13 protein-coding genes are annotated in these 15887 nt (G+C 72.6%); all 13 read right to left on the reverse strand.

Going from position 1 to position 15887, the window contains the following annotated elements:
• Positions 1 to 35: 35 nt before the first annotated feature.
• A complete protein-coding gene (locus tag BIV57_RS21035; RefSeq protein WP_071658438.1) occupies positions 36 to 1511 on the reverse strand; it encodes a glutamate synthase subunit beta in 1476 nt (491 codons plus the stop codon).
• 56 nt (positions 1512 to 1567) lie between these two features.
• Positions 1568 to 6103, reverse strand: a complete 4536-nt coding sequence (gene gltB, locus BIV57_RS21040; RefSeq protein WP_071658439.1) for a glutamate synthase large subunit — start codon at positions 6101 to 6103, stop codon at positions 1568 to 1570.
• 488 nt (positions 6104 to 6591) lie between these two features.
• On the reverse strand, positions 6592 to 7338 hold the full coding sequence (locus tag BIV57_RS21045) for a VIT1/CCC1 transporter family protein (protein ID WP_071658440.1): 747 nt from the start codon (positions 7336 to 7338) through the stop codon (positions 6592 to 6594).
• 81 nt (positions 7339 to 7419) lie between these two features.
• Positions 7420 to 8445 carry a prolipoprotein diacylglyceryl transferase gene (gene lgt, locus BIV57_RS21050; RefSeq protein ID WP_071658441.1) on the reverse strand — a complete coding sequence of 342 codons (1026 nt, stop codon included), beginning with the start codon at positions 8443 to 8445 and terminating at the stop codon, positions 7420 to 7422.
• Between the two features lie 101 nt (positions 8446 to 8546).
• Positions 8547 to 9332: a DsbA family protein gene (locus BIV57_RS21055; RefSeq protein ID WP_071658442.1), complete on the reverse strand. Its 786-nt coding sequence runs from the start codon at positions 9330 to 9332 to the stop codon at positions 8547 to 8549.
• A gap of 111 nt (positions 9333 to 9443) precedes the next feature.
• Positions 9444 to 10295 (reverse strand): tryptophan synthase subunit alpha, encoded by an 852-nt coding sequence (trpA, locus tag BIV57_RS21060; protein WP_071658448.1) that lies wholly within the window; start codon positions 10293 to 10295, stop codon positions 9444 to 9446.
• A gap of 5 nt (positions 10296 to 10300) precedes the next feature.
• Positions 10301 to 11524 carry a tryptophan synthase subunit beta gene (gene trpB, locus BIV57_RS21065; RefSeq protein ID WP_071658443.1) on the reverse strand — a complete coding sequence of 408 codons (1224 nt, stop codon included), beginning with the start codon at positions 11522 to 11524 and terminating at the stop codon, positions 10301 to 10303.
• A gap of 59 nt (positions 11525 to 11583) precedes the next feature.
• Complete coding sequence (gene trpM / locus BIV57_RS26820; protein WP_419185737.1) at positions 11584 to 11721, reverse strand: tryptophan biosynthesis modulator TrpM; 138 nt, start codon at positions 11719 to 11721, stop codon at positions 11584 to 11586.
• 9 nt (positions 11722 to 11730) lie between these two features.
• The gene (trpC, locus tag BIV57_RS21070; RefSeq protein WP_071658444.1) at positions 11731 to 12537 is read right to left on the reverse strand and encodes an indole-3-glycerol phosphate synthase TrpC; all 807 of its coding nucleotides are present in this window, start codon (positions 12535 to 12537) and stop codon (positions 11731 to 11733) included.
• A gap of 226 nt (positions 12538 to 12763) precedes the next feature.
• A complete protein-coding gene (locus BIV57_RS21075) occupies positions 12764 to 12976 on the reverse strand; it encodes an HGxxPAAW family protein (RefSeq protein WP_071658445.1) in 213 nt (70 codons plus the stop codon).
• 226 nt (positions 12977 to 13202) lie between these two features.
• The gene (locus BIV57_RS21080) at positions 13203 to 13796 is read right to left on the reverse strand and encodes a TIGR02234 family membrane protein (RefSeq protein ID WP_245797835.1); all 594 of its coding nucleotides are present in this window, start codon (positions 13794 to 13796) and stop codon (positions 13203 to 13205) included.
• A gap of 2 nt (positions 13797 to 13798) precedes the next feature.
• Entirely contained in the window at positions 13799 to 15310 is a 1512-nt protein-coding gene (locus tag BIV57_RS21085; RefSeq protein ID WP_071658446.1) for an anthranilate synthase component I, read from the reverse strand.
• The gene (gene hisI, locus BIV57_RS21090) at positions 15307 to 15666 is read right to left on the reverse strand and encodes a phosphoribosyl-AMP cyclohydrolase (protein WP_071658447.1); all 360 of its coding nucleotides are present in this window, start codon (positions 15664 to 15666) and stop codon (positions 15307 to 15309) included. Before hisI ends, BIV57_RS21085 begins: the two co-directional genes overlap by 4 nt.
• Positions 15667 to 15887 lie beyond the last annotated feature (221 nt).

A 15887-nucleotide genomic window follows, 5' to 3' on the forward strand; every position in this document is an offset into this window, starting at 1 on the left:
GCCGGGGCGGAGGGGCGGCGAACAGCGCCCCGCGGCTACGCGGTCAGCTCGCGGTCGTCCGGAGCCACGGGAACCGGCAGGTTCCCCGGGCCGCCGAGCGCCTTGTCGACCGCCGCCGCGCACGCCCGGCCCTCGGCGATCGCCCAGACGATGAGCGACTGCCCGCGCCCCGCGTCGCCGCAGGCGTACACGCCGTCGACGTTGGTCCGGTACTCCCGGTCCCGCGCCACCGCGCCCCGCCGGTCCAGGTCCAGCCCGAACTGCTCGACGACGCCCTCCCGCTCGGGCCCCGCGAAGCCGATCGCCAGGAGCACCCAGTCCGCCGGGATCTCGGTCGGCTCCGCCGACGGATCCGGCACGAACCCGCCCGGCGCGTTGCGGTCCCGCTTGCCCTCGACCAGCCGCAGCGCCCGCACGTTGCCCGCGCCGTCGTCCACGAACTCCACCGTGTTGACGCGGTGCAGCGTGCGCCCGCCCTCCTTGTGGGAGGAGGAGACCTTGACGTCCAGGATGTTGGGCCAGGTCGGCCACGGCGTGGACTCCGGCCGCGCGCTCGGCGCCGGCGCGTGGATGTCCAGCTGGGTCACCGACGCCGCGCCCTGGCGGTGCGCCGTCCCGATGCAGTCGGAGGCGGTGTCGCCGCCGCCGATGACCACCACGTGGCGGCCCGTCGCGTCCAGCGGCGAGACCGTGTAGTCGCCCTCCTGCGTCTTGTTGGCGGCCTTCAGGTAAGCCATCGCCGCGTGGATCCCGCCGAGCCCGCGGCCCGGCGCGTCCACCTCCCGCGCCACCGTCGCGCCGGTCGCCACGACCACCGCGTCGAAGCGCGCCCGCAGCTTGGTAGCCGACAGGTCGCGGCCGATCTCCACGCCGGTGCGGAACCGCGTGCCCTCCGCGCGCATCTGCTCGATGCGCCGCTTGACGTGCTTCTTCTCCAGCTTGAAGTCCGGGATGCCGTACCGCAGCAGCCCGCCGATCCGGTCGTCGCGCTCGTAGACGACGACGGTGTGCCCGGCGCGCGTCAGCTGCTGCGCCGCGGCGAGGCCCGCCGGGCCGGAGCCGACCACGGCGACGGTCTTGCCGGAGAGCCGCTCGGGGGCCAGCGGGGTGACCCAGCCGTTCTCCCACGCCTTGTCGATGATCGAGACTTCGACGTTCTTGATGGTCACCGGGTCGTCGTTGATGCCCAGCACGCAGGCCTGCTCGCAGGGCGCGGGGCAGGCCCGCCCGGTGAACTCCGGGAAGTTGTTGGTGGCGTGCAGCCGCTCGATGGCGCCGCGCCAGTCGTCCCGCCAGACCCGGTCGTTCCACTCGGGGATGAAGTTCCCCAGCGGGCAGCCGTTGTGGCAGAACGGGATGCCGCAGTCCATGCAGCGGCCGGCCTGCTTGCCGATGATCGGCAGCAGCTTCCGGTTGTCGTAGACCTCGTTCCAGTCCTTGACGCGGTCGCCGGCGGGGCGGGGGTCGGCCGTCTCGCGGCCGGTGGTCAGAAAGCCCTTGGGGTCAGCCATGGTTCGCCTCCGTTCGGCGGTCGGTCAGCAGGGACAGCAGGGACGGGCCTGCGCACTCAGGCGTCACGGAGCGCCTCCATCACGAAGTCCGCGATGGCCTCCTCGCCCTGCAGGCCGGCCTCCTCCGCGGAGCGGCGGGCCTCCAGCGCGGCGCGGTAGCCGTGCGGAATGATCCGGGTGAAGCGGGCCGCCGCGGCGTCCCACTCCTTCAGCAGCTCCTGCGCGACGGCCGAACCGGTCTCGTCCAGGTGCTGCTTGACGATCTCCCGGAGGGCCTCCGCGTCCTCGCCGGCCACCGAGTCGAGCGCGACCAGCTCGCGGTTGACGCAGCGGGAGTCGAGGTCGAGGACGTAGGCGACGCCGCCGGACATGCCGGCCGCCAGGTTGCGCCCCGTCGGGCCGAGGATGACGGCGGTGCCGCCGGTCATGTACTCGCAGGCGTGGTCGCCGACGCCCTCGGCGACCACGGTGGCGCCGGAGTTGCGGACGCAGAACCGCTCGCCGACGACGCCGCGCAGGTGGATCCGGCCGGAGGTGGCGCCGTAGCCGACGACGTTCCCGGCGATGGTGTTGGCCTGCGCGTCCGCCTCGACATGGGCGGCGTCCCGCGGCGGGCGGACGGTGATGACGCCGCCGGAGAGGCCCTTGCCGACGTAGTCGTTGGCGTCGCCCTCGATGCGCAGCGTCACGCCGCTGGGCACGAACGCCCCGAACGACTGGCCGGCGGCGCCCTCGAAGGTGATGTCGATGGTGCCCTCGGGCAGCCCGGCGCCGCCGTGCCGCTTGGTGACGTGGTGGCCGAGCATGGTGCCGACCGAGCGGTTGATGTTGCGGATGCCGCGGACGATGCGCACCGGCTCGCCGGTCTCCAGCGCCTCCTGGCACTGCTTGACGAGGTCGGTGTCGAGCGCCTTCTCCAGCCCGTGGTCCTGGGAGACCGCCTGGTGGCGCACGGCGCCCTCGGGCAGCTCGGGCAGGTGCAGCAGCGGGGTGAGGTCGAGCCCGGAGGCCTTCCAGTACTGCGCGGCGTCCCGGACGTCGAGCAGCTCGACCTGGCCGACGGCCTCCTGGAGGCTGCGGAAGCCCAGCGCGGCGAGGTGCTCGCGCACCTCCTCGGCGATGAACTCGAAGAAGTTGACGACGAACTCGGGCTTGCCGGAGAACTTCTGGCGCAGCACCGGGTTCTGGGTGGCGACGCCGACCGGGCAGGTGTCCAGGTGGCAGACGCGCATCATGACGCAGCCGGAGACGACCAGCGGAGCGGAGGAGAAGCCGAACTCCTCGGCGCCCAGCAGGGCGGCGATGATGACGTCGCGCCCGGTCTTCAGCTGGCCGTCGGTCTGCACCACGATGCGGTCGCGCAGGCCGTTGAGGAGCAGCGTCTGCTGGGTCTCGGCGAGGCCCAGCTCCCACGGCACGCCGGCGTGCTTGAGGGAGTTGAGCGGGGAGGCGCCGGTGCCGCCGTCGTGCCCGGAGACGAGCACCACGTCGGCATGCGCCTTGGAGACGCCCGCGGCGACCGTGCCGACGCCGACCTCGGAGGCGAGCTTCACATGGATGCGGGCCTCGGGGTTGGCGTTCTTCAGGTCGTGGATGAGCTGGGCGAGGTCCTCGATGGAGTAGATGTCGTGGTGCGGCGGCGGCGAGATGAGGCCGACGCCGGGCGTGGAGTGCCTGGTTCGGGCCACCCACGGGTAGATCTTGTTGCCGGGCAGCTGGCCGCCCTCGCCGGGCTTGGCGCCCTGCGCCATCTTGATCTGGATGTCGTCGGCGTTGACGAGGTACTCGCTGGTGACGCCGAACCGTCCGGAGGCGACCTGCTTGACCGCCGAGCGCCGCTCGGGGTCGTAGAGCCGCTCGGGCTCCTCGCCGCCCTCGCCGGTGTTGGACTTGGCGCCCAGCCGGTTCATGGCGACGGCGAGCGTCTCGTGCGCCTCGCGGGAGATCGAGCCGAAGGACATCGCGCCGGTGGAGAACCGCTTGACGATCTCGCTGACCGGCTCGACCTCGTCGATCGGCACCGGCTGCCGCTCGCCCTCCTTGAGGCGGAAGAGCCCGCGGAGCGTCATCAGCCGCTCGGCCTGGTCGTCGACCTTGGCGGTGTACTGCTTGAAGATGTCGTAGCGGCCGGTGCGGGTGGCGTGCTGCAGCCGGAAGACCGTCTCGGGGTCGAACAGGTGCGGCTCGCCCTCGCGGCGCCACTGGTACTCGCCGCCGATGTCCAGGCTGCGGTGGGCGGGGGCGATGCCCTGCTTGGGGTAGGCCTTCTCGTGGCGGGCGGCGACCTCGTCGGCGACGGTGTCGATGCCGATGCCGCCGAGCTTGGAGACGGTGCCGGCGAAGTAGCGCTCCACGAAGTCCTCGTCGAGGCCGACGGCCTCGAAGACCTGCGCGCCGCGGTAGGAGGCGACGGTGGAGATGCCCATCTTGGACATCACCTTCAGCACGCCCTTGCCGAGCGCCTTGATGAGGTTGGCGATGGCCTGCTCGGGCTCGACGCCGGTGAGGATCACCTCGGAGCGGGCCAGGTCCTCGACGGTCTCCATGGCCAGGTACGGGTTGACGGCGGCGGCGCCGTAGCCGATCAGCAGCGCGATGTGGTGCACCTCGCGCACGTCGCCGGCCTCGACGACGATCCCCACGTGGGTGCGGGTCTTCTCGCGGATCAGGTGGTGGTGGACGGCCGAGGTGAGCAGCAGCGACGGTATCGGCGCGTGCTCGGCGTCGGAGTGCCGGTCGGACAGCACGATGATGCGGGCGCCGGCCTCGATGGCGGCGTCGGCCTCGGCGCAGATGGCGTCGAGGCGCGTCCGCAGCTCCTCGCCGCCGCCTGCGACCCGGTAGAGGCCGGAGAGGGTGACGGCGCGCAGCCCGGGCAGGTTGCCGTCGGCGTTGATGTGGATCAGCTTGGCGAGCTGGTCGTTGTCGATGACGGGGAAGCCGAGGCCGACGGTGCGGCAGGACGAGGCGTCCGGCTCCAGCAGGTTCGCCTGCGGGCCGACGGTGGCCAGCAGCGAGGTGACCAGCTCCTCGCGGAGCGCGTCCAGCGGCGGGTTGGTGACCTGCGCGAACATCTGGGCGAAGTAGTCGAAGAGCAGCCGGGGCCGCTCGGAGATCGCCGCGATGGGGGTGTCGGTGCCCATGGCGCCGATCGGCTCGGCGCCGGCCCGGGCCATCGGGGCGAGGAGGATCTTCAGCTCCTCCTCGGTGTAGCCGAAGGTCTGCTGGCGGCGCGCCACGGAGGCGTGGGTGTGCACGATGTGCTCGCGCTCGGGCAGGTCCTTGAGGTTGATCAGGCCGGCGTGCAGCCAGTCGCGGTAGGGCTCGGCGGAGGCCAGTTCGCCCTTGATCTCCTCGTCGTCGACGATGCGGCCCTCGGCGGTGTCGACGAGGAACATCCGGCCCGGCTGCAGCCGGCCCTTCTTGACGATCGTGGACTGGTCGAGGTCGAGGACGCCGACCTCGGAGGAGAGCACCACCAGGCCGTCGTCGGTGACCCAGTAGCGGCCGGGGCGCAGCCCGTTGCGGTCCAGCACGGCGCCGACCTGGGTGCCGTCGGTGAAGGAGACGCAGGCCGGTCCGTCCCAGGGCTCCATCATGGTGGCGTGGTACTGGTAGAACGCCCGCCGGGCGGGATCCATGTCGGGGTGGTTCTCCCACGCCTCGGGGATCATCATCAGCACCGCGTGCGGCAGGCTGCGGCCGGAGAGGTGGAGCAGCTCCAGGACCTCGTCGAAGGTGGCCGAGTCGGAGGCGCCGGGGGTGCAGATGGGCAGCAGGCGCTCGAGGTCGCCGGGGAGCACGTCGCTGGCGAGCTTGGACTCGCGGGCGCGCATCCAGTTGCGGTTGCCCTGCACGGTGTTGATCTCGCCGTTGTGGGCGACGAACCGGTACGGGTGGGCGAGCGGCCAGGCCGGGAAGGTGTTGGTGGAGAACCGGCTGTGCACGACGGCGATCGGGGAGGCCAGGCGCCGGTCGGACAGGTCGGGGAAGAACGGCTCCAGCTGCCCGGTGGTGAGCATGCCCTTGTAGCCGAGGGTGCGCGAGGAGAGGGTCGGGAAGTAGGCCTCGGTGGCGTGCTCGGCGCGCTTGCGGAGCGCGAAGGCGTGGCGGTCGAGGGCGATGCCCGAGACGTCGGCGCCGTCGTCCTCGGAAACGTGCTGGACGAAGAGCTGCGCGAAGTGCGGCATGGTGGCGCGGGCCGCGGAGCCGAGCAGGTCGGGGCTGACGGGCACGTCGCGCCAGCCGAGGACCGTCAGGCCCTCCTGCTCGGCGATCTCCTCGATCTTGGCGACGGTGTAGGCGCGCTCGGCGCGGTCGGTGGGCAGGAACGCGGTGCCGACGGCGTAGTGGCCGGCGGCGGGCAGCTCGAAGCCGGCCGCGGCGGTCTCCTCGCGGAGGAAGGCGTCGGGGACCTGGAGGAGGATGCCGGCGCCGTCGCCGACCTCGGGGTCGGCGCCGGTGGCGCCGCGGTGCTCCAGGTTCCGCAGCACCGTGAGGGCCTGCTCCACGATGCGGTGCTCGGGGGTGCCGGTGAGGGTGGCGACGAAACCGAGGCCGCAGGCGTCGTGTTCGTTGGCCGGGTCGTACATGCCCTGAGCGCTGGGCCGCGCGTCGAACCTGACCCCGTTGCGGTGCGAGGGCGCTGCGGGCATTCGGCTCTCCCGTCGTCTTGGCTGGCACGCGAGGGCGTGCAGGAAGGCAGTCGGGACGGCGCTGGCCCTACTGATGCTGTGGCAAGTGGTGCTGATGCGGCCTCCGCACAGGCCCGGTCGGGTGAGCGGTCGTGCGGAGTCGATGAAGACTACATTGTGGCAAGATTCTCGAAAAGTGGTCCCCGCATCTCGCCATGCGGTCACCCGGGGGGTGTGGGAGCGGGCTTCGTCGACCGCCGGGTCCACCGGGCAACTGAGGGCTGATGCCCCGACAGGACACAATCGAAACAGGGCGTTCACATCATGGATCGCAAGGATCAACACATCCATGATAAGCCAGCTCAGCAGGCGAAACGAGAGGCCCACTTCCGTAACGGAAGGGGCCTCCGGGAGTTTCGGACGAGGGCCGTGCGGCCCTTGCGCGCCTAGGAAATACCGGTTCCGATGAGCCGTCCGAGAAGGAACGTGAGGCCGGCCGCCGCACCGCCCAGGACCAGCTGCCGCAGCCCGCTGAACCACCAGCTGCGCGCCGTGACGCGCGCCACCACCGCACCGCAGGCGAAGAGCCCGATCAGAGCCAGGACCAGCGCGGGCAGCAGCGACGTGGCGCCCAGCAGGAACGGCAGCAGCGGGAGGAAGGCGCCGACCGCGAAGCAGAGGAACGAGGAGACCGCGGCGACCATCGGGGACGGCTGGTCGTCCGGGTCGATGCCGAGCTCCTCGCGGGTGTGCACGGTGAGCGCCTGCTCGGGGTCGCGGTGCAGCTGCTCGGCGACCTGCCGGGCCAGCTCCGGCTCCACCCCGCGAGCCTGGAACATCGCGGCCAGCTCGGCGAGTTCGGCCTCCGGCTCCGCGGCGAGCGCGCGCCGCTCCTTGTCGACCTCGCGGCGCACCATGTCGCGCTGCGAGGCGACGGAGACGTACTCGCCGGCCGCCATGGAGAAGGCGCCGGCGGCGAGGCCGGCGAGCCCGGTGAGGACCACCGCGCCGGTCGGCGCCGAGCCGCCGACCACCCCGGAGAGCAGGGCGAAGTTGGAGACCAGGCCGTCCATCGCGCCGAACACGGCGGGGCGCAGCCAGCCGCCGTTCACATCGCGGTGCGAGTGCGAGACGACATGGGGCGCGCCGGTGGGCGCGAGACCGGGATCGGAGGCAGGTGCGAGCGTGGTCATGCGAAGGACCGTAGCGCGGCGACGGGGCGCCGCGCTAGCAAGTAAAGCCTGCCTGACCTGCGGAGATAAGGCCAGCTTTACCTAATGCCCGGCGGGTTTCTCGGCCTCGGCCGGGTCCTTCGCCGACTCGGGTTCGGGCTCGTCCTCGTCGTCGGCGGCGAGCTTCTTGAGGGCCCTCAGGTCCTCGTCGTCCTCGGCGGCGTCCGCGGTCTCGGCGCCCTCGTCGGCGTCCTTGGCGGTGCCCTCGGCAGCGCCGGCGGCGGCGTCCGCCTTGGGCAGCTGGTAGTCCGGCTCGATGATCTCCTCGCGGCCGGGGCGCTTCTTCAGGCTGATGAGGAAGTACGCCGCGGCGGCGACGAACACCACGATCGCCGTCCAGTCGTTGAGCCGCAGGCCCAGGAAGTGGTGCGCGTAGTCGATGCGCATGTGCTCGACGATGCCGCGGCCCACGCAGTAGGCGGCCGCGTAGAGCGCGAACGCCCGGCCGTGGCCCAGCTTCCACTTGCGGTCGGCCCACAGCACCAGGAAGCCGACGCCGATGTCCCAGATGCACTCGTAGAGGAACGTCGGCTGGTAGGTGAGGTGGCCCGGGACCGTGCCCGGCCGGCCCGGGGCGATCTCCACGGCCCACGGCAGCTTGCTCGGCGAGCCGAACAGCTCCTGGTTGAACCAGTTGCCCCAGCGCCCGATCGCCTGGGCGAAGGCGAGGCCCGGCGCGACCGCGTCGATCCACGCCGGCAGCGGGATGCCGCGGCGCCGGCAGCCGAGCCAGGCGCCGAGCGAGCCCAGCGCCACCGCGCCCCAGATGCCGAGGCCGCCGTCCCAGATCTTGAAGACCCCGACCCAGTCGCGCCCGGCCCCGAAGTAGAGCTCGTAGTCGGTGATGACGTGGTAGAGCCGGCCGCCCACGAGGCCGAAGGGCACCGCCCACAGGGCGATGTCGCCGACCGTGGTGGAGCGGCCGCCGCGCGCCACCCAGCGCCTGCTGCCGACCCAGACGGCGATGACCACGCCGATGATGATGCAGAGCGCGTAGGCGTGCAGCTTCAGCGGCCCGACGGTCACATAGCCGATCGAGGGGCTCGGGATGTATGCGAACTGGTTCATGGCACGGCTGACGCTACCGTCCCGGCACGGCGCGGGGCCACCGGCTCCCGCCGATGGCCCCGGAGTGCATGCCCAAGTGTTACCTCGGGCTGACGGTGCGCTTACTTGCTCGCCGCCTCGACCGCCTTCTCCAGCGTCGCCGGGGTCAGGCCGGTCGGGTTCTGCACCTGCTTGCCGTCGATCAGGATCGTCGGCGTGCCCTGGATCTTCTTGGCGTTGAAGTCGTCCATGACCTTCTTCGCCCAGGTGTCGTAGGTGCCATTGTTGACGCACGAGGTGAACTTCGCCGTGGTCAGCCCGGGGACCTGCTTCGCCAGCGACAGCAGCTTGCTGTTCTGCGCGTAGGCGTCGTCCTCCTCGTTGGGCTGGTTGGTGTAGAGGACGTCGTGGTACTTCATGAACGTGTCGCGCCCGGCGGTGGTGTAGGCGCAGGCCGCGGCGTTGGCCGAGCGGCCGGAGCCCTTGCCGTTGGAGTTCTGGTCGATCAGCGACACGATGTGGTACTCGACGCGGACCTTCTTCTCGGCGACCAGCTTGTCGACCGCGGCGTGGTTGTTCTTCTCGTACATGCCGCAGGCCGGGCAGCGGAAGTCCTCGTAGACGGTGAGCGTCGGCACCTTCTTGCCGTCGCTGGACGTCGCTCCCGCGTCCGCTCCGACCGGCAGGGCCAGCTTGCCCGTTCCGGTGGCTCCCGCGGGGATGGCCAGCGGCTTGCTCTTCTGGCCGTTCACCACCACCAGCACGACCACGGCGACGGCCAGCACGAGGAGCACGGCGCCGAAGACGGAGAACTGACGGACCCGCTTGGAGCGGCGCTCCTGGCGCTCGCGCTCGATCCGCATCCGCTCGCGGGCGGACTGCTTGCCTTCACGGTTCTTCTGACTCATAGCGAGTGTCTGCATTCCCTGCCGGCGAAGGTGGTGGTCTCCGGCCGGACGCGCCCGCGGGAGCGGACGCGTCCGGCCGGAGGCAGATCCGGGGGTCCGGATCCGCGCGGCCTACTCTGCCACTCCGGACAGCGAACTCCGGACACCTGCGGCAAGTTCCCCGGCCAGTTCGCGCACCGCGTCGACCGCCGCGTCCTCGTCCGGGGCCGCCAGCACCCTCTTGACGAACGCCGAGCCGACGATCACACCGTCGGCGAACGCGGCCACCTCGGCGGCCTGTTGGGCGTCGGAGACGCCCAGGCCCACGCAGACCGGCAGCTCGGTGGCGGCCCGCATCCGGCGCACCAGGTCCTCGGCCTGGGCGCCCACCGAGGTGCGGGTGCCGGTGACGCCCATCACCGACGCCGCGTAGACGAAGCCGGAGCCGGCCCTGCCGATGATCCGCAGGCGGGCGTCCGGGCTGCTCGGCGCGACCACGAAGACCGTGCCGAGGCCGCGGGCGTCGGCCGCCGCCCGCCACTCCCCCGACTCCTCGACCGGCAGCTCGGGCAGGATCGCCCCGGCGCCGCCGGCCGCGGCCAGTCCCTCGGCGAACCGCTCCTGGCCGTAGTGGTCGATGGGGTTCCAACTGCTCATCACCAGGACGGGCTTGCCGGTTCCGGCGGCGACCCGCCGGATCGTCTCCAGCACGTCCTTGGTGCGGGTGCCGCCCTCCAGGGCGATGGTGTCGGCGGTCTGGATGACCGGGCCGTCGAGCACCGGGTCGCTGTAGGGCAGGCCGACCTCGACGGCGTCGCAGCCGCCCTCCAGCATGGCGGTGAGGGCGCGCACGCCGCCCTCGAAGGTGGGGAAGCCGGCCGGGAGGTAGCCGATCAGCGCGGCGCGGCCCTCGGCCTTCGCGGCGGCGAGCGCCGCGGAGAGCACGGTGACGCTGCCGGTGGAGCGGGTGGTGTCCTCGGTCATGGCGGTCACTGGCCCTTCTGCGCGTCGCTGTGGTCCTCGGGCAGCAGCCCGAACCAGCGGGCGGCGGTCTCCATGTCCTTGTCGCCGCGGCCGGAGACGTTCACCAGCAGGGTGGCGTCCGGGCCCAGTCCGCGGCCGATCTTCAGGGCGCCGGCGAGCGCGTGGCTGGACTCGATGGCCGGGATGATGCCCTCGGTGCGGGACAGCAGCCGCATCGCGTCCATCGCCTCGGCGTCGGTGATCGGCAGGTACTCGGCGCGCCCGGTGTCCTTGAGGTAGGAGTGCTCGGGGCCGACGCCCGGGTAGTCGAGGCCGGCGGAGATGGAGTGCGCCTCCAGCGTCTGGCCGTCCTCGTCCTGCAGCAGGTAGGAGCGGGAGCCGTGCAGCACGCCGGGCTCGCCCTTGGTGAGGGTGGCGGCGTGCCGGGCCGCCAGGCCCTCGCCGGCCGCCTCGCAGCCGTAGAGGCGGACGCCGCTGTCGGGGATGAAGTCGTAGAAGATCCCCATGGCGTTGGAGCCGCCGCCGACGCAGGCGACGACCGCGTCCGGCAGGGCGCCGGTGCGCTCGGTGATCTGCCGGCGGGCCTCCTGGCCGATGATCCGGTGCAGGTCGCGCACGAGCATCGGGAAGGGGTGCGGGCCGGCGGCGGTGCCGAACAGGTAGTGGGTGGAGTCGACGTTGGCGACCCAGTCGCGGAAGGCGTCGTTGATGGCGTCCTTCAGGGTGCGGCTGCCGGTCCTGACCGGGATCACCTCGGCGCCCAGGAACCGCATCCGGGCGACGTTGAGGGCCTGCCGCTCGGTGTCGACCTCGCCCATGTAGACGGTGCAGTCGAGGTCGAAGAGCGCGGCGGCGGTGGCCGTGGCGACACCGTGCTGGCCGGCGCCGGTCTCGGCGATGACGCGGGTCTTGCCCATCCGCTTGGTGAGCAGGGCCTGGCCCAGCACGTTGTTGATCTTGTGCGAGCCGGTGTGGTTGAGGTCCTCGCGCTTGAGGAAGACCCGGGCGCCGCCGGCGTGGGCACCGAACCGCGGCGCCTCGGTGAGCGGGCTGGGGCGGCCGGTGTACTCGGCGTGCAGCCGGGCGAGTTCCTCGGTGAAGGCGGGGTCGTGCTTGGCCTTCTCGTACTCCTCGGCGACCTGCTCGACGGCGGCGACGAGCGCCTCCGGGATGAAGCGGCCGCCGAACGCGCCGAAGTAGCCGGACGGATCCGGCACGGGGGTGGACATGGGAGTGACGCCCTTTCGGGTCGGTGAACGTGTGCAGAAGACGGACAGCTGGCGGGGCTTCAGCCCCGCTGCCATCGCCTCCCGTTCACCTGACCCGGCTCGCACCCGATGTGGTAGCGGACACGCCGACCGCGCACCCGACGAGCGGGGGACTTGCTCCCCCGCAGGTCGCCACCGAACCGGGTGTCTGTGGTCACGGGATAACCCTACCGCCCGTGGCGCAGCGCGGGGTGCGCTCCGGCGGCGACCAGGTCGGCGACGGCGGAGCGGGGCTCCTTGCCGGTGACGAGGCTCTCGCCGACGAGGACCGCGTCCGCGCCGTCGTTGGCGTAGGCGATCAGGTCGTGCGGGCCGCGGACGCCGGACTCGGCGACGCGCACCGCGGAGTCGGGGATCAGCGGGGCGATCCGGGCGAAGGTGCCGCGGTCGACCTCGAGGGTCTTGAGGTTGCGGGCGTTGACGCCGATGACCGTGGCGCCGGCGTCCACCGCGCGCGCCACCTCGTCCTCGTCGTGCACCTCGACCAGCGGCGTCATCCCCAGCGAGCGGGTCCGCTCGACGAGCGAGACCAGCGCGTTCTGCTCCAGGGCTGCGACGATCAGCAGCGCGATGTCCGCGCCGTGCGCGCGGGCCTCGATCAGCTGGTAGGAGGTGACGACGAAGTCCTTGCGCAGGACGGGGATCTCCACCTTGGCGCGGACCGCGTCCAGGTCGGCGAGGGAGCCGCCGAAGCGGCGCTTCTCGGTGAGGACGGAGATCGCGGCGGCGCCGCCCGCCTGGTAGTCGGCGGCGAGCGCGGCCGGGTCGGCGATGGCGGCGAGCGCGCCCTTGGAGGGGCTGGAGCGCTTCACCTCGCAGATCACCTGGACGCCCTCGCCGCGGAAGACGGCCTCCGCGTCGATGGCGCCGGGGCGGGCCGCGGCCTGCTCCTTCAGCTCGTCCAGGGACACCTGGGCCTCGCGCTCGGCAAGGTCCTCGCGGACTCCGTCGATGATCTCGTCGAGCACGCTCACGCGGATGATCCCCTTTCGAACTGGTGACCTGTGGATCGGCATCCGTTCACCGTTCCGTCGATGTTAGCCCGGGGAGGGCGGAGGAACCGCATCCGCCCAGCTGGTGGACACGTTCCGGGCCTCCCACCGGCTCCTCGGGAATGACGACGGCCGCGTCCGGGCGGTGGAGTGCTCCGGAATCGCGGCCGTCGGGTACGGGGGGGTGGTGCGGGTGGTGCGCGGTCGGTCAGCCGCGCCCGTTGACGCCGAGGCCGGCGCTGGACATCACCTTGCCGACGACCGCGCCGCCGAGGATGACGGCGAGGCCGACGTAGAGGATGGGCAGCATGGCGCCGACGACGCCCACGGCGGCGATCATGAAGCCGATGAAGACGATGGTGACGCCGGTCCAGGCGGCGGGGCTGTGCCCGTGCTCGGAGGCGTGGCTGCTGCTCGACATGCGTGCTCCTCGGAATGGCTCGTGAGGTATCCATTCTGGCGGAGGCGCACCCGCCGTCGGGCACCGGGGGTCGCGTTCTCCGTCACACCGGCGCCACCGGTGACGTTCGGCCCGGTCTTGCCGCCCCTCCGCCCTGGCACCCCACCCGCCCAGGGGTACAGGTCCGTTGTCACCGCGCCGAACCCCGGGTGGGCGGAGGGGCGGCAGGGACGGGGCGCGGCGCGCGTCAGGCGGTGGGGTCCTCGCCTCGGTCGAGGGCCTTCCAGATGTCGGCGGGGGTGGAGGCCGCCGTGACGCGCTTGGCCGCGCCCGTGGGGGCGTCGTACTTGCGGGACATGCCCGGCCACGTCCGCCCCCGCGCCACCGTCAGCACGCCCCCGGCGAGCAGCAGCACCCCGCCCAGCAGCGTCAGCCACGGCCAGGCGCTGTGCGTCACCGCGGAGAGCGTCGGGTTGTAGCCCGCCTTGGACGCCGCGTCCCGCAGCGCGGACGTGTCGCTCGCGCCCATCGCCGCCACCACCGCGATCCCCGCCCCGGAGAGCGCCATGATCGCGCCGACCACCAGCCGCCCGATCCGCCGCGTCGCCAGCACCGCGACCACCGCCGCCAGACCGACCAGCGCCAGCGCCGTCGCCGCGGCGTTCACCTCCTTGCCGGACGCCGCGACATGGACGATCACGCCGAACTGGTTGGTCGCCCGGGCGTGCGCCCACGGCTGGCCGCCGCCGATCAGCACCAGCGCCGGCCCGACCACCGCGAGCAGCAGCGCGCTGCCCATGGTCCGCGCCGCCCGGCGGCGGTCCTCCTGATGATCCGTCACTGCTATCGCACCTGCTCAATGGTTGACGCCGCCGCGACCGCGCGCAGCACCGCCGCGGCCTTGTTGCGGCACTCCTCGTCCTCCGAGCGGGGGTCGGAGTCGGCCACGATGCCCGCGCCGGCCTGCACATACGCCGTCCCGTCGCGCAGCAGCGCGGTGCGGATGGCGATCGCCGTGTCGGTGTTGCCGGCGAAGTCCAGATAGCCGACCGCGCCGCCGTAGAGGCCGCGCCGGGAGGGCTCCAGCTCCTCGATGATCTGCATCGCCCGCGGCTTGGGCGCCCCGGAGAGGGTGCCCGCCGGGAAGCACGCCGTCAGCACGTCGAAGGCGGTGCGGCCGTCCGCGACCGCGCCGGTCACCGTGGAGACCAGGTGCATCACGTGGCTGTAGCGCTCGATGTGCATGAAGTCGACGACCTCGACGGTGCCCGGCGCGCACACCCGGCCCAGGTCGTTGCGGCCCAGGTCGACGAGCATCAGGTGCTCGGCGCGCTCCTTGGGGTCGGCGAGCAGCTCGGCGGCGAGGGCGGCGTCCTCGGCCTCGTCGGCGCCGCGGCGGCGGGTCCCGGCGATCGGGTGCAGCACCGCGCGGCCCTCGTCCACCTTGACCAGCGCCTCCGGGCTGGAGCCGATGACGTCGAACTCGCCGAACCGGAAGAGGTACATGTACGGGCTGGGGTTGGTGGCGCGCAGCACCCGGTAGATGTCGAGCGCGCTCGCCGTGGTCCGCGCCTCGAACCGCTGCGAGGGGACCACCTGGAAGATGTCGCCGGCCCGGATGTGCTCCTTGGCCGTCTCGACGGCCTTGCGGAAGTCGGCGCTCCCCCAGCGGGCCCGCGGCTCGCCCGGGTCGGCGTCCAGCCGCAGGGTGGCCGCGCCGGGCGCGGCGGGGCGGGACAGGTCGCCGGCCATGGTGTCGAGGCGGGCGACGGCCGCGTGGTACGCGGCGTCCACGCCGGTCGGCCGGTTGTCGTGGTTGATCGCGTTGGCGATCAGCAGCACCGAGCCGTCGACGTGGTCGAGGACGGCGAGGTCGGTGGCGAGCAGCATGGTCAGCTCGGGCAGGTGCAGCTCGTCGGTGGTGTGCTCGCCGATCCGCTCCAGCCGCCGGACGATGTCGTAGCCGAGGTAGCCGACCATGCCGCCGGTCAGCGGCGCGTCGATGCCGAGGTCGCGGGGGGTGTGCAGCTCCTCGAGGGTGGCGCGGAGCACGTCCAGCGGGGCGCCCTCGGTGGGCAGGCCGACGGGCGGGGTGCCCTGCCAGTGCGCCCGGCCGTCCTTCTCGGTGAGCGCGGCCGCGCTGCGCACCCCGACGAAGCTGTAGCGCGACCAGGAGCGGCCGTTCTCGGCGGACTCCAGCAGGAAGGTGCCGGGGCGCTCGCCGGCCAGCTTGCGGTAGAGGCCGACGGGGGTGTCGCCGTCGGCGAGCAGCCGCCGGGTGACGGGGATGACCCGGCGGTCGCGGGCCAGCTCGCGGAAGGTCTCCAGGTCGGGCGTGACGACGCCGTCGGTCATCGGGCACCGCCCGCGGCGCTCAGCGGGAGGCGGCCGGCGTCGAAGCAGGTGCGGTCGCCGGTGTGGCAGGCGCCGCCGGTCTGCTCGACGGTGAGCAGCACGGTGTCGCCGTCGCAGTCGAGGGCGGCGTCGATCACCTTCTGGGTGTTGCCGGAGGTGGCGCCCTTCACCCAGTACTCGCGGCGGCTGCGGGACCAGTAGGTGGCGTTGCCGCTGGTGAGGGTGCGATGCAGCGCCTCGTCGTCCATCCAGGCCATCATCAGCACCTCCCTGGTGTCGTGGGCCTGGACGACGGCGGCGACCAGGCCGTCGTCGTTCCGCTTGAGCCGCTTGGCGATCTCCGGGTCGAGGGGCATGGCCCCTATTGTGCCGTTCCCGGGTTCGTCCGGGTCTCACCGGGGGCGGGCCCGGGAAGGCATGCTGGAGTGATGAGCAGTGGGGGTTTTGGCCCGCCGACGGGCTACACGGATACGGGATACGGGCAGCCGGCGCCGGAGGGGCCGCGGCCGCGCCGCTGGGGCCCGCTGGTGGCGGCGGTCGTCGGGGTGCTGGTGGTGGCCGGCGGGATCGTGGCGGG

It is taken from the genome of Mangrovactinospora gilvigrisea (assembly GCF_001879105.1).
Taxonomy (GTDB): domain Bacteria; phylum Actinomycetota; class Actinomycetes; order Streptomycetales; family Streptomycetaceae; genus Mangrovactinospora; species Mangrovactinospora gilvigrisea.